Annotated in this window: 20 protein-coding genes, 1 tRNA gene and 2 pseudogenes; 7 read left to right on the top strand and 16 right to left on the bottom strand. The window is 62.0% G+C overall.

Annotated features, from left to right (window positions below; all coding sequences use genetic code 11):
• Positions 1-12: 12 nt before the first annotated feature.
• From HMPREF0975_RS12880 to HMPREF0975_RS12835, 10 genes are read right to left on the bottom strand one after another with little or no spacing between them, the layout of a single operon-like run.
• A complete protein-coding gene (locus HMPREF0975_RS12880) occupies positions 13-2,385 on the bottom strand; it encodes an FtsX-like permease family protein (protein WP_009234633.1) in 2,373 nt (790 codons plus the stop codon).
• Entirely contained in the window at positions 2,382-3,086 is a 705-nt protein-coding gene (locus tag HMPREF0975_RS12875; protein WP_009234632.1) for an ABC transporter ATP-binding protein, read from the bottom strand. Before HMPREF0975_RS12875 ends, HMPREF0975_RS12880 begins: the two co-directional genes overlap by 4 nt.
• Positions 3,087-3,101: 15 nt before the next feature.
• On the bottom strand, positions 3,102-4,199 hold the full coding sequence (locus HMPREF0975_RS12870) for a polyprenyl synthetase family protein (protein WP_009234631.1): 1,098 nt from the start codon (positions 4,197-4,199) through the stop codon (positions 3,102-3,104).
• Complete coding sequence (locus HMPREF0975_RS12865) at positions 4,196-5,137, bottom strand: hypothetical protein (protein WP_009234630.1); 942 nt, start codon at positions 5,135-5,137, stop codon at positions 4,196-4,198. Before HMPREF0975_RS12865 ends, HMPREF0975_RS12870 begins: the two co-directional genes overlap by 4 nt.
• Positions 5,138-5,164: 27 nt before the next feature.
• The gene (locus tag HMPREF0975_RS12860) at positions 5,165-6,052 is read right to left on the bottom strand and encodes a UbiA family prenyltransferase (RefSeq protein WP_009234629.1); all 888 of its coding nucleotides are present in this window, start codon (positions 6,050-6,052) and stop codon (positions 5,165-5,167) included.
• Positions 6,049-6,804: an HAD hydrolase-like protein gene (locus tag HMPREF0975_RS12855; RefSeq protein WP_009234628.1), complete on the bottom strand. Its 756-nt coding sequence runs from the start codon at positions 6,802-6,804 to the stop codon at positions 6,049-6,051. The genes HMPREF0975_RS12860 and HMPREF0975_RS12855 overlap by 4 nt, the downstream gene beginning before the upstream one ends.
• Positions 6,797-7,972 (bottom strand): polyprenyl synthetase family protein, encoded by a 1,176-nt coding sequence (locus HMPREF0975_RS12850; protein ID WP_009234627.1) that lies wholly within the window; start codon positions 7,970-7,972, stop codon positions 6,797-6,799. The genes HMPREF0975_RS12855 and HMPREF0975_RS12850 overlap by 8 nt, the downstream gene beginning before the upstream one ends.
• Positions 7,965-9,950 (bottom strand): asparagine synthase (glutamine-hydrolyzing), encoded by a 1,986-nt coding sequence (gene asnB / locus HMPREF0975_RS12845; protein WP_009234626.1) that lies wholly within the window; start codon positions 9,948-9,950, stop codon positions 7,965-7,967. The genes HMPREF0975_RS12850 and asnB overlap by 8 nt, the downstream gene beginning before the upstream one ends.
• Positions 9,935-10,729, bottom strand: coding sequence for an amino acid kinase family protein (locus HMPREF0975_RS12840; RefSeq protein WP_009234625.1), 795 nt, complete (start codon positions 10,727-10,729; stop codon positions 9,935-9,937). The genes asnB and HMPREF0975_RS12840 overlap by 16 nt, the downstream gene beginning before the upstream one ends.
• Positions 10,730-10,778: 49 nt before the next feature.
• Positions 10,779-11,489 carry a (5-formylfuran-3-yl)methyl phosphate synthase gene (locus HMPREF0975_RS12835; RefSeq protein ID WP_009234624.1) on the bottom strand — a complete coding sequence of 237 codons (711 nt, stop codon included), beginning with the start codon at positions 11,487-11,489 and terminating at the stop codon, positions 10,779-10,781.
• A gap of 582 nt (positions 11,490-12,071) precedes the next feature.
• Here HMPREF0975_RS12835 and HMPREF0975_RS16875 point away from each other — a divergent pair.
• The 5 genes and pseudogenes from HMPREF0975_RS16875 to HMPREF0975_RS12825 all read left to right on the top strand — a co-directional run bounded on the left by HMPREF0975_RS16875 (position 12,072) and on the right by HMPREF0975_RS12825 (position 13,785).
• Positions 12,072-12,596, top strand: coding sequence for a transposase family protein (locus HMPREF0975_RS16875; protein WP_332248283.1), 525 nt, complete (start codon positions 12,072-12,074; stop codon positions 12,594-12,596).
• Positions 12,577-12,639 (top strand): annotated as a pseudogene (locus tag HMPREF0975_RS17210) (hypothetical protein); the annotation flags it as partial. The gene HMPREF0975_RS16875 and the pseudogene HMPREF0975_RS17210, both read left to right, overlap by 20 nt.
• Positions 12,640-12,658: 19 nt before the next feature.
• Positions 12,659-12,793 carry a hypothetical protein gene (locus tag HMPREF0975_RS17135; RefSeq protein WP_009234621.1) on the top strand — a complete coding sequence of 45 codons (135 nt, stop codon included), beginning with the start codon at positions 12,659-12,661 and terminating at the stop codon, positions 12,791-12,793.
• A gap of 88 nt (positions 12,794-12,881) precedes the next feature.
• Positions 12,882-13,298, top strand: coding sequence for a transposase (locus HMPREF0975_RS16870; protein ID WP_232212541.1), 417 nt, complete (start codon positions 12,882-12,884; stop codon positions 13,296-13,298).
• A 154-nt stretch (positions 13,299-13,452) separates the two neighbouring features.
• A complete protein-coding gene (locus HMPREF0975_RS12825) occupies positions 13,453-13,785 on the top strand; it encodes a hypothetical protein (protein WP_009234619.1) in 333 nt (110 codons plus the stop codon).
• A 318-nt stretch (positions 13,786-14,103) separates the two neighbouring features.
• On the opposite strand, the gene HMPREF0975_RS12820 is transcribed toward HMPREF0975_RS12825, so the two are convergent.
• The 4 genes from HMPREF0975_RS12820 to HMPREF0975_RS12805 all read right to left on the bottom strand — a co-directional run bounded on the left by HMPREF0975_RS12820 (position 14,104) and on the right by HMPREF0975_RS12805 (position 17,212).
• On the bottom strand, positions 14,104-15,093 hold the full coding sequence (locus HMPREF0975_RS12820; protein ID WP_009234618.1) for a HEAT repeat domain-containing protein: 990 nt from the start codon (positions 15,091-15,093) through the stop codon (positions 14,104-14,106).
• Positions 15,087-15,821 carry a HEAT repeat domain-containing protein gene (locus HMPREF0975_RS12815; RefSeq protein WP_009234617.1) on the bottom strand — a complete coding sequence of 245 codons (735 nt, stop codon included), beginning with the start codon at positions 15,819-15,821 and terminating at the stop codon, positions 15,087-15,089. Before HMPREF0975_RS12815 ends, HMPREF0975_RS12820 begins: the two co-directional genes overlap by 7 nt.
• A gap of 93 nt (positions 15,822-15,914) precedes the next feature.
• The gene (locus tag HMPREF0975_RS12810) at positions 15,915-16,505 is read right to left on the bottom strand and encodes a TetR/AcrR family transcriptional regulator (RefSeq protein ID WP_009234616.1); all 591 of its coding nucleotides are present in this window, start codon (positions 16,503-16,505) and stop codon (positions 15,915-15,917) included.
• 131 nt (positions 16,506-16,636) lie between these two features.
• Positions 16,637-17,212 carry a dihydrofolate reductase family protein gene (locus tag HMPREF0975_RS12805; RefSeq protein ID WP_021608053.1) on the bottom strand — a complete coding sequence of 192 codons (576 nt, stop codon included), beginning with the start codon at positions 17,210-17,212 and terminating at the stop codon, positions 16,637-16,639.
• A gap of 77 nt (positions 17,213-17,289) precedes the next feature.
• On the opposite strand from HMPREF0975_RS12805, the gene HMPREF0975_RS12800 reads away from it, so the two are divergent.
• A complete protein-coding gene (locus HMPREF0975_RS12800; RefSeq protein ID WP_009234614.1) occupies positions 17,290-17,859 on the top strand; it encodes a TetR/AcrR family transcriptional regulator in 570 nt (189 codons plus the stop codon).
• A 233-nt stretch (positions 17,860-18,092) separates the two neighbouring features.
• Positions 18,093-19,106, top strand: coding sequence for a hypothetical protein (locus tag HMPREF0975_RS12795; protein ID WP_021608051.1), 1,014 nt, complete (start codon positions 18,093-18,095; stop codon positions 19,104-19,106).
• 213 nt (positions 19,107-19,319) lie between these two features.
• Here the strand turns inward: HMPREF0975_RS12795 and HMPREF0975_RS12790 are convergent.
• Together HMPREF0975_RS12790 and HMPREF0975_RS12785 are read right to left on the bottom strand one after the other, a co-directional pair.
• A tRNA-Ala gene (locus HMPREF0975_RS12790) sits at positions 19,320-19,392 on the bottom strand.
• Between the two features lie 106 nt (positions 19,393-19,498).
• Positions 19,499-20,433: pseudogene (locus tag HMPREF0975_RS12785) on the bottom strand (hypothetical protein); the annotation flags it as partial.

Genomic DNA, 20,433 nt, shown 5'->3' with positions numbered 1-20,433 from the left:
TCCTTACTCATATCAACCGATTCCTCGCTCGCGGTTCCCTGGATCGCTGGCGCGCAGCACCCACTGGGCCAATGGCAGCGCGGCGAGCGGTAGGAGGATGAGTCCGGGCAAGAACGTCACCAGGAATGGTTGAGCCGACAGGTGGGTGTCGATATTGAACCAGGTATCCGAGATACGCTCGTTGAGCAGCCGTGAAACCAGCCAGGCGACGGGGAAGGCGATCACGATGCCGGCTAGCCCGAGCAGTGACGCCTCCATGACCACAGTGCTGCGAATCGCTCCGTTGCGGAAACCGAGCAAACTGAGCAGTGAGTACTCGCGTCTTCGTTCCAGGATCGTATAGCCAAGGCACGCCCCCACGAACAACAGCGCCACCGCGATGCTTGTTAGGGCACCGAGCCACAGCAGGGCTGTGATCTGGGAGGACGACGCGACGATCAACTTAACTATCTCGTCCTTGCTCAAAGCCTGCTGCACCCCCGATTCGGAGTTCAGTGCATCGGCGGTCGCTGCAATCGCGCCGGGTGAGGCCTTGACCAGCACGCCCGAGAACAGGTTGCTTCCAGTGAGCGAACTCGCGAACTCCAACGTCGAGCGAACCTCACCGGGCAACGCAGACGACATGATCCCCACTACTCGGGCCTCGTGTTTGGTTCCGGTTGCATCCACCGTGAGGACATCGCCCGGCTCAAGCGCCAACCGGTGAGCGAGTCCGGCCTCGATGACCACGCCATCCGGATTGGACTCGGAGATGTCAGAGCCTTCGATAAGAGTGACCTTGTGCCAAGTGTTCTGCGGGTCGAAGCCGCCGACCATCAGGTTTTCGATGGCTGAACCGTTGGTCGCTTGGGCCACCGTCTTGATGATCGGGGTCCACTCGCTCACGCCGGCCTCCGCCATGAGGGCTGCCGCCTGAGCGTCTGCCTGTGGTTGGACGAAGTCGACAGTCAGGTCCCACTCGTTGCCGTCAACGGCTGACCGAGAAGTGGCGATCACCGAGGAATACGACAGGGAATAGGCCGCCGTCAGGCCAAAGCCGATCGCGATGGCCAACACGGTCAGGGCAGACACCCACGGGTTGCGCTGAATGTTTCTGACTGAAAGTCGGGTTGTGGTGCTCGACACCAGAGTCCCCAGCCAGGCCCCTCTGATGCGGCCGCCGCGACCGGTGTCGACGGTGCGGGTCATCGCATCGCGCGGCGACATCCGGAAGATCCCTGCAAAGGCAAGCGCTGCGCCGAGCCCGTAAACGACCAGGGTGCCAACACAACCGATGGCGATCACCACGGGGTCGAGGACAAATGGCACACTCGGCAACCCGACCGAGGATGCGAAGTTCTCCAGGAACGCACGTCCTACGAACACCGATCCCAGCAGACCCATGAGGATGGTCCAGGCGACCAGCCACATGTAGGGCAGGACATAGGCGCGGGCCACGGCGATGGGTTGATGACCCTGCACTAGTAGCACTGCGATGCTCTTGCGTTCCCGCGCGATCCACTGCGCCGATAAGAACATCGACACGAAGGCAGCCGACAGCGCTCCCACCAGCACCATCAGGGGAATGACGACGCCGAAGACGTCAAGGTTCTTCTCGACATATTGGTAGGCGAACTGCTCTTCCCGCTCCATGGCGTAGGCCCCGGCCAAGTGCTGTGCGGCGGCCGCATCGAGAACAGACTGCCGAGCGGCGTCGAGATCCTGTCCCGGTTCGAAGTTGAAGACCACGCTATTCACGCTCTGCGACGACGGGGGCAGGTAAACCACGCCCATGGAGTCCTTGGCGGAGATGAACAGGCTCGGGTTGAGCGGGGCGATGAGGAACTCGGGGTCTCGAACGATCCCGCGCACGGTCACGGTTCGCGTGGTGCCGCCGACCTCAATGTCCAGTGAGTCACCGACACCGACCGAGTGGTAGTTCGCCATGCCCTGGTCGATCAATGCACCTGACTCGTCGTCCCGCGTCAGAAGGGTCCCCTCAAGGGGCGTCAGAATGTTCAACCGGGCCCCTGCCCATACCGAATCGGAAGAGATTACGGTCAGCGCCAGGTCATTGGCCCCGGTCAGCTTTGTGCGTCCGGGCAGGACTTGGCGGGACGCACTATCGGTCAGCCCGGGCAGCTCATCGAAGCGCGGCGCCGACTGGTTCGGTGCGGGGGTGAATCGCAGTTCCAAGTCTGCGAGTTGACCCGCAGAATACCAACTATCACGCGCCTTTGTGATGCTCGACATCGCCGAGTACTCGCCAACCAGCATCGAGAAGGCCATGGACGCTACTGCAATCAACAGCATCAGCCGGCCGACCATCGACCAGGCCGAGCCGAGGGCGAATTTCTGCAGCGAGGTGAGCGGAAGGACACGGGCCGGATTGTGAATCTGGATCATGAGCGACCAACCTCGATAGCGCCATCGTGCATTTCCCAGGTCTCGGTGGCATAGCTGATAACGATCGGATCGTGGGTGGCGACGATGATCGTGGTGCCGATCTGCTGCTGCAACCGGGTCAGGCACTCAAGTACCTGCGTCGCATTCTTGTGGTCAAGAGCGCCAGTTGGCTCATCGGCCAGAATCACCGGAGGCTGCTTGACCATCGCCCGGGCTATCGAGACGCGCTGCTGCTCGCCACCGGACATCTGGGAGGGGAAGTTGTCGGCTAGGTGGGCGATCCCGACTGCTTCCAACATGTCCATCGCCTGCTCTCGCCGTTCAACAGCCCCTTTATCCAGTGGTTCGAGCGCTGCAGACACATTCTCCAAGGCAGTGAGGGTGGGCAGTAAGTTGAAGAACTGGAAGATGAAACCGATGGTGTTGGCCCGAAAGGCAGTGCGTTGCCCTCGCGACAAGATACCCAGGTCTGCTCCGCTCACCTCGACCTTTCCTGAGTCAAACACCTCGATGCCACCCAGGATGTTGAGCAGGGTTGATTTGCCGCTACCCGAGACACCCCGCAAAGCAATGTAGCTGCCCCGCTCGGCAGCGAGCGAAACGTCGTCTAGCACCTTCAGGCCGTGGGTAGGCCCCGGGTACGTCTTAGTCAACGAACTGACACGGATGGTCCCGCGATCGGTTTCAACGGACGTGGTCATGGAAGATGCTTCCTTTCATCGATCACGGTTCGACAAGTATGAAATAAAACTGCGCCACAACTCGCTATCCTCGCTGTGGAGAAAATCCATGTTAGAGATGATGCGCAAGCAGGCGTCCAGGTGCTGATCTGCGATTGCCCGCGCCTCGGTGAGCGCCCCACACTCCCGCATGATGCCGACCGCGTTTCGTAGCTCGCGCTGATCGGTAGTGTTAGCCCGCAGGATGCGGACCAGTTCCGCCGCCCGGTTACGGTCGGCCCGTTGCAGGGTGAGCAACACCTGCAGCGTCACCTTACCTGCTGTGATGTCCTCGGCGGTGGTTTTACCCCACTCTTCAGTCACTGGAGCTACGTTGAGCTGGTCATCGATCACCTGAAAGGCCAGCCCGATCTCCTCCCCGAGTCTCGAATATGCCGCAAACGCCCGCTCGTCGGCATTGGCTATACTCGCGCCGATCTTAAACGGCATCCGATAGGTATAGGAAGTCGAGCGATGCAATACCGACTGCAGGTATTCGAGGGGATCGTGGTCCATGGACTCTTCGGATGGCCAGATCGTATCGATGGTTGTGCCCAGTCCGGTCACCCAGTGCTCCCAGGCAAGCTCGCGTCCCAGCCGTCTCCTAGAACTGTCATGCAGGTTCGACTGGGAGTTGGCGAGGATGTCAAAGCACATGTTTAGCCAGGATGAGCCAAGGGCTCCCGCTGTGCATACACCAACCATTCGATGCGCAGTCGGCTCGCCGCGGCGCAGGTCGGAATCGTCAGCGATATCATCCAGTACCAGCGAGGATGAGTGGATCATCTCGGCCATTGCCACGAGGCTGGGCGCCTTCACCGGGTCAGCGCCCAACGAGCGGGCGGTCAAGCAGACCAGCACCGGCCGGATCATCTTGCCAGTCCGATTCAGATAGGATCGGAAGGGTTGGTACCAGTCGCGGCGCAGCAGCTCAATCATCTCATCGGCCAGATCGGTTCCGGCTAGTTCTCGGATCGCCGCAGCAGTGCCCCACCGATCAACAGTCTCCAGAACGGCCTGGCGGGCGAAAGGCAGCCAGGCTTTGTATTGCTCGGCCCAGGCGCCGGTCATTCCAGGGGCGAGGGCGATACTCATGAGTTGACTCCGATCGTTGCGTACAGCCTAGGGGCGACAAGCCGGGTGAACTTGAGAATCGCCTGCTCCGCTCCCGGCAGGGAGCGCTTGGCGAATCCGAGGGCCAGACTAAGCCGCCTGGCGGCGAGCGTGGCCAGGTCGGCGTCCACTTGCAGGGCCGCTTCAGACAGCCGAGCCTCGACCGAAACGACCGGTTTCTCCCCGACTGCGTCCAGCACCGAACGCGAGATAGCCTCCAAACGTAGCGCCGCACCAAGGTGTCGACAGGCCGCGGCCAGCACGGTGCCCGCCTGCGGTTGCCCGGCGACAGCAACGGCTGTAAGACCCACCAATTCGAAGGACGCCGAGGGCTCCGCCGACGATAGATAACCGAGTAACCATTGGTACTCCAGTTCATCCGATAGCCGGCGGACACCAAGGTGCACGGTCCGAGCAAGGCCCTGCCGCACCAGATACTCACCAAAGATTTCGCCAAGACGAGTACCATCGTTCGGTGCGAGGGCGGGCTCTCCCTCATAAGCAAGCAGGACGCCGAGTTGACGCAGGTTGTAGGCGACCGTCACCCATACAGGTGGGGGAAGCGGCAGTGACTCGTCCTGGCGCGGCAAGTCGTGTTTGTTGGCGACTACGTCGAGCATGATCGACGAGAGGTACTGGCATTCGATTGCCGCGATCAGCTGTGCCGATGGGCGCCGCTGTGGCTCCTTGCCTGCAAGCAGGAGGTATAGCAACAGCGTCCGCAACCCGGCAGGATGTTGGCTGTTGAACTCATGGACAGGGGCCAGGAAACCCCGTTCAAGCCCATCCCAGTCCCATCCGAATCGCGGCTCATCTACGTATGTGACCATCCATTGGTCATCCCGTCGCGGTGGCACGGCCGTCTTCAAGGCCTCATCGGCCGCCACGCGAGCCTTCAACCACGCAGTGGTCAAATCCATCCCTTCTCTCCTTTCCAGCACTGCAAATCACCCCAGGACAAGTTGCGCCACCAACGCACTTAGGGCGATGACTGCTTGTAAGACAACAAAGCGGTGCGACAGCGCCAACTTCGAATCTGACTTCAGATACCGGTCGGCGAACATCCAAGCGTATGGCACCCACGCGGCTAGGAAGAGCAAGCCCTGTAGCAGCGCCAGCACGCCGGTGACCAAACCCACCAAGTAGGTAACCGAAGTGACCGCTATTACCACCCGTGAGATCCGGCGAACGACCCGGGTCGAATGGGTGTTCGCGATAGTCTTCACCTGTGCCCTCAGGTCTCCCTCAATATCACGGACGTCCCACAGCAACTCCGAAAGGTAGTCCAACCCGAAGGTGACTACGATCATGACCAACAATTGGGACCACTGCGGCCAACTCCCCACGTAGACGTGGGGGGTGACCAGCAGCGGCACCGACCAACACAGTGCAGCGAAGGCGTTCTTGACGTACCGATATTGCTTAATCCGCGACAAACTTGGCCGAACAGCCCAAGGCATCGGCATGCTGTAGAGGTTCATCAGCATGTTGACCACCAAGGAGTAGATCAGGAAGCCCCATCCAGCCCGCAGCGCCAGACTGACACCCACCACGCTGGCCACCACACAAATCGACAACGCCACTTGCAGGTTAGCGAAGAAGTGGCCTTTGGCGTCGTAGTTGATGGCGTCCTCGTCACGGTCAGTGATCTGGTTGTAGACATAGCTGACCACTACCGACGCGGTAATCATGACGTAGTATTGCCAGTCGAGCGGCAGGCGCATCGACTGGTTCCAAAATGCGGTCAAAAGGACCGGCAGGGCGAAGAGATGAAACCGGTTCGTCAACAGTATTTCACCCACGGCTTGCAGCCGCGCACCGCAGATGGTAATCACTCGATTCTCCTGAGAAGATCCAGTGCCTGGTCGAGGCGGGTGACATTGGGTAGGTCACATGAGGTGTTTTCGGGGGTGCCGGTAATCAACACCCGACATCCGGCACGCTCAGCCAGCTCGGCGTCCTGGGTGAGTGAGTCGCCGATGACCACGGCGGTATCGAGTTCGCCACCCCGCAGGCCCAAGTATTCGGTGATCACATAGGGGTCCGGCTTACCGACCAGGATCGCCTCACGATCAGCCGCCTTTTCGACTCGACGCACGGTTACTCCAGGGCCGACGTGGACCCCCGAAGCGTCGGTGAAGGAGGCATCCTTGCAGGTGGCAAAGATGAGCCGTGGTGGGTGAAGCCGCACGCAGTCCAGCGTTTCCTCAGTAAGGCCAGGATCACGAGTGACTAGCAGCACCTCTGATGCGCCGACCTCCATGACCCGTAGGCCGGGAACCAGACGTTTTAGTTCGGAACGCAACACGTCAGAACCGATCACCGCCACCTCGCCCACACCGAGGGATGACAGTCGATGTGCTGCGACCATCGCCATCGTGACGACATCCGACACACAGACTGGGATACCGCGTGCCACCAGCTCGTTGGTCAAGTCAGCGGGAGTGACGCTGCTAGAGTTGGTCACGATCTGTACCAAGTATCCTGCGTCACGAAGGCCGACGATGAAATCGCCCGGCGGCGAATCGTCATAGTGTTGCCTCCCAAGCAGGACTCCGTGGACGTCAACGATCGCATGTCTACCCATCACTGGCCCCCGTATCCGCTACAGTCGATCGTTCGTCGACCAGCGGTCTCCGCCAGTATTCATCGGAGATCGCGTACCTGCTTAGTTCAGCTAACTCCGACAATACATCGGGCCGGACCGTTCCCAGGGCACCAACGATGGCTAGGCCCGCCGAGATGAGTTCTTCAATCTTTAGCTGGGTCGCCCGGCGGGCCCCGGTTCGGTCGATCAGTGCGGAAAACTCCTCGACGGTATAGTCCTGCTCGCGGTTGAGCCAGGCACTGATCCTGGCGCGATCCTGGCCATCGGCCAACTCATTGGCCAGACTCAGCAGATAGGTTGGTTTCAGGGCGACCAGATCAACTCCCACGCCGCGTCCCAGACCTTTTTCGCTGTCAGCGACGGTGTCCTCCAGGTCATCCTTGAGTTGGTAGGCGACCGCCAAGTGACCCGCCCACGAGACTAGCGCGCTGGTGATGGATGGGTCAGCACCTGCGGCAACTGCGCCCGCCCGAGCGCAGATCTCGAACAGCCGCCCGGTTTTCAGCCAAACGTTACGCAGACACGCCTCGGGAGATGGCAGTCGCGAACCCTCGTGATAGACGTCAAGCAGCTGCCCCACGTTGTCCCACAGATCATGCTCCTCAAGCATCGTGAGTATCGTCAGGACGCTGCCGCCGTCCAGCGGTGCGGAGGAAACCGCCCGATTCGCCAGGGCTCGGCAGATCTTGCCGTAGGCGAAAGCAGCAATGACACCGCTGCGGTCATCACGACTAGCAAAGGGCTTCGGATCGCCGGCGCCTGTCGTCTCACCTTCAAACAAGCTGGCGAGGCGCACATGGCTAGTCGGCAACCCGCGCCGCATGACATCCCCATCGTAGATATCGTCGTGCACCAGCGTGTGGTGATGGTAAAGCTGGAGTGCGGCCGCAACGGGCAAGACTGCCGACACATCCGAGTAGCCCGCCGCCCGATAGCTCAGGATGGCCGTGAGTCCGTGGAATCGTTTACCAGCCACGTGAAGGTAGTGTTCCAGCCAACGGTAGATAGCGCCGATGAAGGGATCGTCGGCTGCTGGCCCATGCTGGATCAACCAGTCGATCTGCGCAGCAATGGCGTGATCGATCTCGGATCGGTTGTCTTCGAGCCGCGCTGCTGCCGCATTTGCTTGATCGGTTGACTCAAACATGGCTTCCTCCCATTGACAACTCTGGCTGGTTGACCTCAAAACTACCGGGATCCTCAAAGAAGGTGTGATGCCAAAGCTGGGTTGTGGCAACCAGGGTCACCAACAATCCCTGCCGTAATCTGGCCAAGTGCCGCCGTCCCCGCGAACCAGACGGAATGGGACTGCCCAATTGGCCCAGAACAGCGGCAACTCGTTCGGCATCGAAGTAGCCAAAGTCATCAATGGTCTGCGGGGCCATCAGGTAGCGGTAGATTTCGGGAGAATTCGGCGAGACAAAGGGGTTGACAAATGGCATTGTGAATCGTTTCTTCGCACGCCAAGCCACTTCCGGACCCACATGGTGTTGGGCAGCGAGTCTGAGCAACACCTTATTGTATCCCTGGCCGATCTTGGCCTGGTCGCCCAGTAGGGCCGCAAACTCGACCACTTCCCGATCGAGAAAGGGGTACCGCCCCTCGACCGAGGCGCCAGCAAGTACCCGGTCGCCGTGCGGACCGAGAAGGTAGTTGCCCAGCATGACATCGTACGACACCGCCAAGGAAGCGTTCAGGCGGGACGCCCGGGCGGGTAGATCCCGATCGAATTCCACAGTGGTGAGCGGGACATCGGCCTCGAGTAGTACCCCGGCCGGGCCGGTGAGAATCGGGCCGAAAACCTCGCGGTAGAACTCCCACTCGATCGCCTGTGCGGGGATGAAACCAAAAGCATCGCGGATCCGATCTAGACGGCTGTCGCCCGGGGTCAAGCATTGCGAGGCAAGCCGGGTCCGAAGCACCCGACGAACCAAAGCTCTGATTGTCGGTGGCGAGTCCCAGATCCGTCCGAGTTGTCGTCCTTGCTCAAAGGCTTGGTAACCAGCAAAGGCCTCGTCGGCTCCCTCTCCCGTCAGAACCACCTTACTCAGACCGCCGGCCCGGCAGGCAAGCGCATGCAGTGCGGCAGATTCGGTTGATAAAGTCGGGGTTTCCAGGTGCCACATCAGTGAGGAGAACACGTTGGCGATGTCATCGTCGGTCATTACCTCGACGACTAAGTCGACGCCCAGATAATCAGCGATCTCAGCAGCCAAGACAGTTTCATCAAGTTTGGGAGTAGTGGAACCGACTGAAAGCGCAGTCAATCGGCCTCGAACGTGCCTTCTCGTGAGCGCGGTGACCAGCGCTGAATCCACTCCGCCGCTGAGGTAAGTGACCGGCGCGAACTCGCCCTGGACACAACGCCCGACCGCCCTAACCAGCAGGGTGTCGAGTTCCTCGCGGGCCGCTTCCCAATCAAGTCGGCGGCCAGCATCCTTTTCAGGATACCGCAACCGCCAGTAACGTATTAGTTTGGGAGACGCAGTCGAATCGATCACCAGATAATGCGCGGCTGGCAATGCGTTGACACCGGCGAACATAGTCTGCGGTGCGACGGTCGTGCCAAAGTAGCAGAGTTGGGCCAATCCTCTTGGGTCAGGCCGGGGGCTGGGCAGATTCGCAGCAAAGAGGGCCTTAGCTTCCGACGCAAAACTCAAGGTGATACCGTTCCATGCCCAGACAAGAGGACAGATTCCCATCCGGTCGCGGGCTAGGACCAACCTATTACTCCGCCGATCATACAGCGCGATCGCGAACTGTCCGTCCAAGTACTCAGCGAAAGTCACCCCGAACTCTTCATAGGCGTGAGCGATTACCTCCCCATCGCAGTGCGAGGCGAGGCGGTGTCCTAGCGCTTGAAGTTGCGCAGAGAGATCGCGATAGTTAGTAATCTCTCCATTGAAGACCACCAGGATCGATCCGGACTCGTCGCTGAAGGGTTGGCCTCCAAAAGACGCGTCAACGATCGCCAACCGAGCACTGCCCAATACCACACCGTCGCTTCGACCGATGGTCTGTGCGTCGGGACCTCGATGGACTACCGTGCCCAGCATGCGAGCCACCAGCAGTTCGTCCTCGACACCAACGCTCTCCGGCCGGAAGATCCCTACAATGCCGCACATGATGCATCCTTGGCTGAACCGAGGAGTTCAGTACCTTGGAATGGTCGTCCTGTAAGAGCGTCGCCCAGGTTCCGGCTTGACCGACCATCAACAATGAAGGTCCTGATCCCGGCTGAGGCAGCCCGGGCGGCGGCGCGGAGCTTGGCCGCGATGCCACCTGTGCAGTCACCAGCCATATCAGGTATCCCGTTCAACCGCGCTAGGTCAGCGACGTTGATCGACTCATAGATCCGGTGGTCGGGCGTCGTGTCGTCGTAGACCCCTGGAGCGTTGATGGCGAATGCGACATCACTAGCCCGCAGAGCAAGTGCGGCATCCACCACAATGTCATCGGACGACAAAACTTCGTATCCGGTGTCGGTGACGATGAAACCGCCGCCAACCACTGGAGTGTGGCCCCGCATGATGAGCAACTCCAACTGATGAATCATTTGGGTACTTGGTACACGAGACCACTCCAGCAGCGATATCCGGAAGGGTCTCAGACCACAAAACTCAAGCTGCCGGTAGACAGCCAACTCCAGTTCCAAGAGTAGGTGGTTGACGTGTGAGACCACTCTTCCCATATCATCCGACAGTGTACGATCAAGGTATCCGAACTCGATCGCCGCTGGTTTACCGAACGCCCCAGTCCCGTGAGCCACAAATAAGGGCCGGTCAAGGGGTAACTGGGCGCAGAGTTCAGCCAGGCGTTTCTCAAGCAGGATCGCTGAGCCAGCAGTTGCACGCGATATCAGGCTGCCTCCTAACTTGACTGCAACCGGGGCGGGCGGAGTCATGAGCGCAGAAAAGTCAGTCGGATTTTGCTGGTTCCAATCCGAAAGATCATCATGCCGAAGCCACAGCCATGAACTCGCGGGCTTTCTCGCGGTCAATGGTCGCCTTGCGGTTGAGTCCTCCGCAGACGGCGCCGCGGACTCCCACAATGTCAGTCCCAATGGACACCAACTGGTCAAGGTGCTGTAGCCGAATCGACCCGGCTAGCGCAACCTCCAAGGCGTTCTCGTGAGCTGTTGCGACAAACTCCTGAAGTTCTGCCAAATCACAGGAGTCGAAAAGAGTCTTGCCGTCTTTGAACAAGGTATCCATCATGACCAGATCAGTTTTGGCCTCGGTGGCGATCTCAACCAGCTGAAGTGGTTTAAGGCCGTCGAAACGCCGATAGTCGGCGTAACCTGCAGTGACCACTAGGACATCGTTGTTGACCTCCTTGGCAGCTCGATTAACTGCCGTCATCAGCTGCACACCCTCGTCGACCGTCTTAGGTCCATGGAGCCCAGCCTTGATATAGGTGACACCACTGGTCACTGCACCGCGAGCGGCCAACGCCGCAGTGCCGGGCTTGAACGGCAGATCTCCCAGCGTTGCACTAAAGGTCACTTCAGGATCACCTACGCGTTCGATGACCTCGCGGATCACCCACGGGAAGCTCGCGCCAAGCGATCCCTCAGAAGTGTTCTTGATGTCAATGATGTCAGTGCCGCACTCATAGGCAATGACCGCTTCGTCAGCATTGATAGGACTGATGAGTACCCGCATTGAAGATCTCCTGGAGCGTCGAAGGTGCATTTCAGATGTGAGCGCAATGCGTTCGTCGTAGGACCATCAATGATCCTACGACCTCGAGTTTAGCATACCTCCGGATTATGTGGGGATTATTAGGAGACATCCCTATGGATGACGTCCGCGTCCACGGTAGCAACCACCCGCAGCGTCAGGTCTCCGGCCCGATGAAGGGCCTGATGCGAGCGGGCGGGCCAGGCTCTGGGACGACATACCTGAGTAGCGACGGATGACGTCCGACGTACAAAGTGTCACCTTGGACGAGTCTCGAGCTGCTGACTGTTTTCGGACACTGCTTGCTTCGCGCTTCAGGCTGCCTCAACTAAGCCCAGTAACTTAGTTTCGATCTCGTTCGGACTGCGATACCCCAAAGTCGAGTGAAGGTGGACGTAATAATATCTCAACTCACTCCAGAAGGCAATATCGCGACGAGACTCATTAAGAAAGCTCACGTAGTGGATTCAATGCCCGGGGGGTCGGTATAGTCGGTGGGTGGTTGTCTGATCTCTAGTGGGTCTGGTGTGTTGGTGCGGGCGCGGCGTGACCCGCACGGTGACGATGAAGGCGTCTACTCAATCCCGTCACCAGCGAGGTCACGCCGCCATGCCATCCTCCACGACGACCCCCCTGTCGTGCCAGCCCCTGACCCAGGTTCTCAAGAACATCACCGACCCCCGGGACCGGCGGGGTACGCGCCACGACTTGCCCACGGTCCTATCCCTGGCCGTGACAGGAGTGCTGGCTGGTTGCCGGAGCCTGACGGCGATATGGGAGCACACCACCGACCTGACCGCCGCCGACCTGGACGCCCTGGGACTTCAGGTGGGACGTGCCCTCTTGTCGGAGTCGACCATCCGGCGGGTGCTCCAGGACCTGGACCCCACGGACCTCGACACTCATGTGAGGTCCTGGTTCTGTACGCGTACCGGCACCATCGAGAGGCGCAGGGTGGTCACGGTGGACGGTAAAGACCATGCGCGCAGCCCGCACCAACGAGGACCCGGCGCCTCGTCTCCTTGCGGCCCTGGACCAGGCCACGGGCACTGTCCTTGCCCAGGCACGGGTGGCGGACAAGTCCAATGAGGTCCCCGCGCTCGGGGAGCTGCTCAAGACCCTCGACCTGGACGGGGTGGTGGTGAGCGCCGATGCGATGCACACCCAAACCGATACCGCCGAGTGGACCCGCCCAGCGTGGCGGTCACTACGTGTTCACCGTCAAGGGCAATCAGAAGACCCTGCGCAGGACGCTCAAGAACAGGACGCTCAAGAAGCTGCCCTGAAAGGACATCCCGTCCACCTTCTGGGACGACGTCCCTCACGGGCGGCGAGTGCGGCGCACCGCCCGAGGCGGCCTGGGCTCCCACCTGGGTGGACCTCCCCGCAGCCGCCCAGGTGGTCCAGGTCCGACGCACCCGAACCACCAAGGATCGCAGGAGCGCAGGCAACAACGGCAGCGCTAGCGCCAAGAGGACGACTGTGGAGGTGGTCTACCTGGTCTGCTCCCTACCCATGAGACAGGCCCAACTCGAGCAGGTCGCCGCCTGGGTCCGGGGACATTGGAAGATAGACAACCGGCTCCACCGGGTCCGTGACGTGATCCTCGACGAGGATCACCACCAGCTGCGCACCGCTAACGGCCCCGAGATCATGGCCGCCCTAACGAACCTGGCCATCAGCCTCATCCACCTGACCCACGGCACCAGAGCCACTATCGCCAGCACCACCAGATCCCTGTCACGACAACCCAAACGAGCCATCAAACTACTCACCCAAACCCCCACCTAAACCAACTTTGCCAACCCCCTACTCTACCAGCCTGTACGACGACTTGGCGCTGAACGCCCTGAAACGGCTGTCCGGGGGCACGGGCGCGAGGGAGCAGGCCTGACACCACTCCGATAGAGGAGCGTAGTACCGAGCCATCCGTTACGGGCAGACCATGACCGACTGCGAGGCGGTCGCCTCGGTGGGATCCAAAGGAAATTCCTACACCATTGCTCTGGCTGAGGCGCTGAACTCCTCGCACAAGGCCGAGCTGGCCCGCAACCGTCTCCACCCTGGTGAGCACGGTCCCTGGGAGGGCATCGGCGATGCCAAGCTCGCCACCACCGAGCCGGTGCATTGGTTCAACAACATCCATCCTCACTGCGCCATCCGCATGCGTGCTCCAGTCGAGCACGAGCACGCCCACCCCATCAGATGCCAACACCAGCACCGAGGACATAGGCGAGCAGACCCTCAGCCAATCTCAGCCGACAACCACCAGCGCTAGACAAACCAGCCTCCACAAAGGCTGACACAGAACTGTCACCCACGTCCCGAAACATCACACGCACCGGATCGCCGTCCCCGCAAACAAAAGTCGCATAAGCATCGCACCAGTCGACTACCACAACATGTCAGACATCCAGAGATCCGCACAAATCCGCGCAGTTCTGCCGATCAGCGCCGATCGCATGTGAGTGAAATCACTGCACTGTTGTAGGAAACTGTGAATCCCCCCGTCGACCACCCGCCGTTGAGCCTGAACCACGAAGAAGCCCGGCCACACGCCATCGATACGTCCTCGATGGCTCCGCTCATTCAGGACTCAGGCGAAGACCGAGGCGAGGCGAGCGACGGCGGGGTCGGAGTCGCGGGTCAACCGGAGAAGCGCCTCTCCGGCGGCCGCGGCCGGGAGCTCGATGAGAGCCTGAGTCAGACGCAGTCGTACGGCGGTCCCGGCGGTGGGCGCGGCGAGCTCGTCGGTCAGAGCATTGACAATCCAGGACGCACGCTCATCGTCGTGGCACAGCGTTCCCAGCACCTCCGCCGCCTCCACATCGTGGGCGCCTTCGACTACCATCGCGACAAGGACGGGGACGGCCTCGGTCACACCGCATCGTCCCAGCGCCAGAGCGGCACAATCGCGCACGACCGCGTCGGGGTCGTCGAGGGCCTGTGTGAGTACGACGGCGGCGCCCGGCGCCTCGGGTACCTCAGAGATCGCCCGAACCGCGCGCCGTCGAACATCCGTATCCTCTGCGCGAGCACCGGCGCGCAGCGCCGCCACCGCATCGCCGCCAGATCGGGCGATGGCCCAGCGCAGCGCACCCGCGACATCCGGCTCGGACTCGCTCAGAAGCGCTTCGGCCAGCAGCTCGACGGGGACCGGTGCTCCCGCAGATCGGATCAGAACGGCCTGTTGCCTGCGTGCGGCACTTTCCGAGTCGAGGTCTCGCATCAGGTCAATGACGCGCAGGACATCGCGCCAGTCGGCAGGCGCGGAGGCGTCAATGGCCCGGAGCCGGTCGAGCAGCTCGCGTTCCTGGGCCAGACGCTCCTCAGTGCACCGGATGAGGTCGACGACGAGCGCGGCGGGCGTCAGGTCCGGGTCTTCCAGAGCGCGCCCCACCTGCTTGAGCGACAGCCCCATGGATCGAAGGCTCTCCACCTGGAAGATTCTGCGGACATCCTCGGCGGAGTAGTCGCGGTAGCCGGCGCTGGTGCGGCCCGTCGGCCGCACCAGACCCAGAGCCTCATAGTGCCGGAGCATCCGGGCGCTCACTCCACAGGACCGGGCCGCATCGCCGATCAGCACTCCATCGCCTCCTGTACCCCCACGGAGTCAACCCCCACAGATTCAGCTCTTGCCACGCTAGTATCCGACTCCTCCGCACTTGGCTCCCCTGGTGTGAGCATCAGCCTCGCCTCGGAGATGGCCTCCTCAAAACCTCTCTCAGGATCCTGCCGAAGCAGCTCGGTGGCACGGGCATGCGCAGCCACCCTCGGATCAAGGCTCTGTGCGGCCCTCTCCAGGATCGGCTCAATCATGTCACCCAGGTTGATCAGCGCCCGACTCAGGCTACGCTGGACGCCACGGTCCCCACGACCGAGTTGGCGCACCAGATCCTCGGCCAGAAACGCCTTCTCGCCATCCGGAACGAGGGCGACGGCGGCGCTCCAGGCGGTCCGCGCGACCCCGTCGTCGGGATCGTCGAGCATCTCACGGGTGATCCAGGGCCAGGCGCTCTTGTCGCCGATCTTGGAGAGCGTGTGCAGCGCCTGGCTGCGGGCCTGGTTGCACCCGGAGCAGAGCTCCCGGTGGAGCCGTGGCAGAACAATCTCCGACGGCAGGCGGGTGAGCGCCCAGGAGAGCATGTCCCGAACGAAGAAGTCCGGCTCGATCGCGCACCGCTCGACGAGCAGCTCCGTGCAGCCGGCGTCGGCTCCGGACCCGACGGCCAGGGCCGCCTGCAGGCGGATCGAAGAGCTCTCAGCGCTCAGCGCATTCGCGACACGGGAGTCCTGCGGGGTTGTACTGGTCATCGGGACCACCTCCTGCTCCCCAGGAAAGGCCTTGTCACGGTGTCAAGGTCAAGTCGTCCCTGCGGTCGACGCGCGTACGGGCACAGACCGACCCTACGGCCGCAGCCGGTCAATACCGGCCTCGACCATTCGCAGGGCCTGCCGTTTGAAGGCGGGGTCGGGGTTGATGAGCAGGTGGATGGCGAGGCCGTCCACCAGCCCGTGCAGCGCCGTCGTCTCCGCCTCGATATCGAGGTCCGGCGCAGTGAAGCCGGCGCCATGCAGCCTGGCGATCAGGCGCCGGCAGACCTCCCGAACGATCTCGTAGCTCTCATCCAGAACCTCTCGGACCCGAGCATTTCCCGGCGCCTCGGCGATGAGCGCGACGGTGACCTCCATCTCCAGGTGCCGTTCGGCGTCGAGGGGAAGGAGCTCCTCGACGACGGAGAGAACGAGCGCGCACGGTTCAGGCTCGTCAAGATGGCGTTGAATGCGGATCCAGGCACGCCGCCCCACCAGCTCCGTGGCGTGCACGAGCAGCTCGGTCTTGCTGGGGAAGACGTGCCTGATGGAGCCGGTGGAGATCCCCGCTTCCGCAGCGACAGTGCGAATGGAGACGCCGCTGATGCCCTCGGCGTGAATCACTCGCCAGGTCGCCTCAGCGATCTCCTCCCGGCGCCTGTCGTGATCGATGAGCTTGGGCACGACATCATGTTAGCGCGCCAACATAACTTTATTAACTCATTGATATTATCAAAGCGATGATCCGACGTCCGCATCCGACAGCGCCTCCCTGCGTCTCGAGCGCCGCGACGGATGGGCTCACAAGCGGTCCACTACCGGACCGAGCGAACGTATTCCTCGATCACGACACCGGACTCGAAGCGTCGACAACTCACCAGATCAAAGTTCTGCACGACAGCCCCAGTGGCACCGAACAGCCGCACACCGTCACCAAGGACGACGGGATTGCGCTTGAGAATGAGGCGGTCGATCTCGGGCAGCAGCTCTCCTGCAAGACTCCCACCGCCGCAGAGGTAGATCGCAAGCCCCTCTCGACGCTTCAGCTCGCGCACTGTCGAGAGCGCGTCGGCAGTGAACGTCACACCATCCGGTGAGGCCGCCTCCGAGCGCGTTGCGACGAACTCGCTCAGGTGCGCATAGGGCCGCTCAATGCCGGCCGCCCGCGCGACATCGTAGCTCGCCCGACCTTGAATGACCGTGTCGAAGCGATTTCCTGGCGGCTGCACGCCGAGCGCCGCGAGCACATGGGAGGGAAGCGCATCGGCGAAGTCACTCAGGTAGACGGCCATATGGTCGCCCTCGATGGGGAAGGCGTCGTAACTGCCGTCCGGCGCGGCGATGTAGCCGTCGATGGACACGGCGACGTAGTAAACCAGTTCACGCATCATACCCTCAATCACTACTGCTGTCGTGGTCGAGGTGACCTTACCACGACATCGGTAGTAGTTGCGATAGGATGATGCCCATGGCTCGTAATGCTGAGCGACGCACGCTGCTCGCCGACGCCGCTGTGCGGGTACTGGCCCAGCAGGGCTCGCGCGGTCTGACGCATCGGGCGATCGACACCGAGGCAGGGGTTCCCAAGGGCACGACCTCGAACTACTTCGCCTCGCGCGATGAGGTCATCGACGCGATCCTGCTCCGCATCAGTGAACGTCTGCAGCCCGATCCCGACATCCACGCGGATCTCGCCCAGCGGCCTCTCGGCGTTGAGCTGTTCACCGAGTACCTGCGCGACATCGTCCACCGACTGACAGGCGACCGCGATGCTGCGATCGCGCTCTTCGAGCTGCGGCTTGAAGCCACCCGTCGTCCGCACGTCGCAGAGGCACTCACCGCCTGGCGGCAAGCAGGGCTTCAAGCCGACATCGAGTTCAACGAGAAGATGGGTTTACCAGGCCGACCTGCGGACATCACGCTTTTCCACTACGCCCTTGACGGACTGCTTCTCGACCAGCTCACCGTTCCCGTGGATGAAACCGCCAACCCTGACGAGGTGGTGAGCGTGCTCGCCCACCGACTCCTCAGCGATTGACACAATTCATCGGCTCAGCGTCACCGACGAACGACGGGCTCTTCCCAGACTCTCCGGCTCACCCGAACCGCAGCCCACACCCTCGTGCCCCTACGGCCTCAAGACACTAACATCTCATGAGTCAGGTCACATGAGCACCTGGCAGCTCCAATCGCCCAACGTTAGCGGATCACATCATGCGACCGACCTGTCTTGAACGACTCATCACCGCCCTCACGAGCACAGGTACAGGGGTGTACGAGGAAGACGATTCTCTGTTCTTCAGCCGGGAACAAAACGTTCGTGGCGTCTTGTTCTGGGACACCGACGGCCTGTTCCACATCGGATACCAGACGAGACGGGACGACACCCCCACCGCCACTCTGAGCACCCCACACCAGGACGTGGCCCTACGCTGGCTGATTTGCCGCATCGCCAACAGATATCGCGAGAAACAGAAATGGCCCTACCTGCTTCCTCTGCGAAACATCCCCGGATTCGCGAGCGGCTGGACAGCCGAACAAACCTCTGAACAAACCGTGCTCTACAGCATCAAAGCCACCGGTCGTCTCATCCGACCCAACGGCACCCCGGTAGACATGGACATGACCACCACCTTCCCCCACGCCCCGGAACTCGCGGCCCTCTCCCACCTCATGCACCTAACCCCCGACCAAGTCCTGGACGCCTACCTCACCCCCAACGGCGAACCCCTAAACCACCTCCTCGAACACGGAAACCCCATCGCCACCATGGGACAGGATTTCCAACACCTGACCCAAGCCCGGGGTGGCCGCACCATACCCCGCGAGGACGGTTTCATCTTCCCAAACACATACTCTGACTGGGTTCCACATTTCTGGATCGAGGACGGCTGCTGGCGCTTTGGCCACACCGAACGCGGCGAGAAAAGACCAGCAGAAATACTGAGCACCGACCGCGACATAGTACTGCGCTGGATAGCCCTCGAACTACTAAATATCGTACGCTTCAACAAAGGATGGCCAAGCATCCTCACCTACAAAACCGATCCGGCCCTCCTACCCGGATGGCAGGTCCAAAAACTATACGACGACTACGGACGCCTCATCAGCCCAGACAACATCCACCTACCAATGGTCATGAGCACCGTCTTCCCCCGGCACAAAGAGCTCAACACACTCTCACACCTCATGCCCCTCACCCTCACACAAGAAATCAACAGTTTCCTGGCAGAAGACGGCGGGAACCTGCACGATGCACTGGACCCCACCCCGGCCAGCACATGAGGACCGATTCATCGCCGCGGATCCTGGCGGATGGGCAGGCGCGGTCCTTCCGGCTCGTTCATGTAGCGGCCCTTCGCATAGGAGACCAATTCTTGATCGACGGCCTCGTCATCGCGGTCTCCACCGGCCGGGGCACCACAGTCACACCGATCAACCCACGCAAGTAGAGTTCTGCCCCACCGATCATCTCGGCGGGGCAAAACTCTATCGTTGTGGAGCTAGGGGGATTCGAACCCCCGACCTTCTCATTGCGAACGAGACGCGCTACCAACTGCGCCATAGCCCCAGGAGCAGGTTGATCCTAGCACCGCTGCCGGGCTTCCTGGCAAGTTCGGTGGCGGTGAGCCCGCCCACCGCTCCAGGAGTCCCGCAGCCGCCGCAGGAGGCTCGCACTACTCGCCGGCCGCGTGCCGCCCTTCGAGGATGGCGTCGAGGTCGATGGGGTGGAAGAGCTCTTCCTCATCATCCTCCACCGGTGCCGGGACGTATGCACGGGCCGTCTGCGGGCGCGCGGGCACCGGCGCCGAGGTGCCTGGGTCGACCACCGGGTCGGCGTAGGAGCGCCGGGGTGCACGGGCCGCCAGAGTGTAGGTCGGTGCGGGCACGTGGACCGGCCGCCAGCCCTGAGGCGGAGTCGACGTCGTCGTCTCCTCCTGGGTCGCCTCCTCGCCCTCGACGGACGCGCCGGTAGTGGGAGCCTGCGGGCCCTCGGCCGGGCAGGCCAACTCGGAGGCGGCCGGAGGAGCGACCTGCCGGCCATGTGCGGGAGCATCGGGGGCCGATGCCGAAGCCTCGTGCGCCTCTCGCGCGATCGCGCTGGCCTCGGCGAAGAGCTTCCCCCAGCCGACCAGACGGCGGGAGGGGGTCGAGGGAGATGAGGCGCTGACGTCCTGGGTACGCGGTGAGCTCCCCTCGTCGCCGTCGCGCGAGGCCGCATCGGGGACGGCATTGCGATCGGCGTCGCTCGCTCCGAGGCGATCCGTCTCGGAATCCGTGCTGCAGGAGGACCGAGCGCCGGCGGTCTCAGCCGCCGATGCGGACGAGGGAGCGGCCGGGGACATGGTCTCGGTGGTGGTGTCGGCAGAAGCGGGGCCCGCGGTCTCCTGGGCCGACGTCGCGGAGCGGGCTGCCGCCCGCTGGGCGCCTTCCCGAGCGAGCCGTTCCATAAATGGGTCCTGCGCAGCACGGGACTCGCCGGTGAGTGAGGCAGCGCTGGAGCTGTCGGCGCCGCTGGAGGCACTGCGCGCGCCATCGACGACGGAACGGGGTGCGGCCACGACCGAGGCCGAGGAACGGCGACCGGTCAGGGTCACCAGGGTGTGCTCGA

It is taken from the genome of Actinomyces sp. oral taxon 849 str. F0330, assembly GCF_000239715.1.
GTDB classification, from domain to species: domain Bacteria; phylum Actinomycetota; class Actinomycetes; order Actinomycetales; family Actinomycetaceae; genus Actinomyces; species Actinomyces johnsonii.
Note: the sequence above shows the minus strand (reverse complement) of the source record. Positions and strands in the feature narration are given on the sequence as shown.

Excerpts from the sequence above, each read along its gene's own strand:
- HMPREF0975_RS12825 (WP_009234619.1), top strand. The coding sequence starts at position 13,453 with ATGACCGACTGCGAGGCGGTCGCCTCGGTGGGATCCAAAGGAAATTCC.
- HMPREF0975_RS12855 (WP_009234628.1), bottom strand. The coding sequence starts at position 6,804 with ATGGGTAGACATGCGATCGTTGACGTCCACGGAGTCCTGCTTGGGAGG.
- HMPREF0975_RS12805 (WP_021608053.1), bottom strand. The coding sequence starts at position 17,212 with ATGATGCGTGAACTGGTTTACTACGTCGCCGTGTCCATCGACGGCTAC.
- HMPREF0975_RS12880 (WP_009234633.1), bottom strand. The coding sequence starts at position 2,385 with ATGATCCAGATTCACAATCCGGCCCGTGTCCTTCCGCTCACCTCGCTG.
- HMPREF0975_RS12865 (WP_009234630.1), bottom strand. The coding sequence starts at position 5,137 with ATGGATTTGACCACTGCGTGGTTGAAGGCTCGCGTGGCGGCCGATGAG.
- HMPREF0975_RS12815 (WP_009234617.1), bottom strand. The coding sequence starts at position 15,821 with ATGACCAGTACAACCCCGCAGGACTCCCGTGTCGCGAATGCGCTGAGC.
- HMPREF0975_RS12870 (WP_009234631.1), bottom strand. The coding sequence starts at position 4,199 with ATGAGTATCGCCCTCGCCCCTGGAATGACCGGCGCCTGGGCCGAGCAA.
- HMPREF0975_RS12875 (WP_009234632.1), bottom strand. The coding sequence starts at position 3,086 with ATGACCACGTCCGTTGAAACCGATCGCGGGACCATCCGTGTCAGTTCG.
- HMPREF0975_RS16875 (WP_332248283.1), top strand. The coding sequence starts at position 12,072 with ATGAAGGCGTCTACTCAATCCCGTCACCAGCGAGGTCACGCCGCCATG.
- asnB (WP_009234626.1), bottom strand. The coding sequence starts at position 9,950 with ATGTGCGGCATTGTAGGGATCTTCCGGCCGGAGAGCGTTGGTGTCGAG.
- HMPREF0975_RS17135 (WP_009234621.1), top strand. The coding sequence starts at position 12,659 with ATGCGATGCACACCCAAACCGATACCGCCGAGTGGACCCGCCCAGCGT.
- HMPREF0975_RS12835 (WP_009234624.1), bottom strand. The coding sequence starts at position 11,489 with ATGCGGGTACTCATCAGTCCTATCAATGCTGACGAAGCGGTCATTGCC.
- HMPREF0975_RS12800 (WP_009234614.1), top strand. The coding sequence starts at position 17,290 with ATGGCTCGTAATGCTGAGCGACGCACGCTGCTCGCCGACGCCGCTGTG.
- HMPREF0975_RS12840 (WP_009234625.1), bottom strand. The coding sequence starts at position 10,729 with ATGACTCCGCCCGCCCCGGTTGCAGTCAAGTTAGGAGGCAGCCTGATA.
- HMPREF0975_RS12850 (WP_009234627.1), bottom strand. The coding sequence starts at position 7,972 with ATGTTTGAGTCAACCGATCAAGCAAATGCGGCAGCAGCGCGGCTCGAA.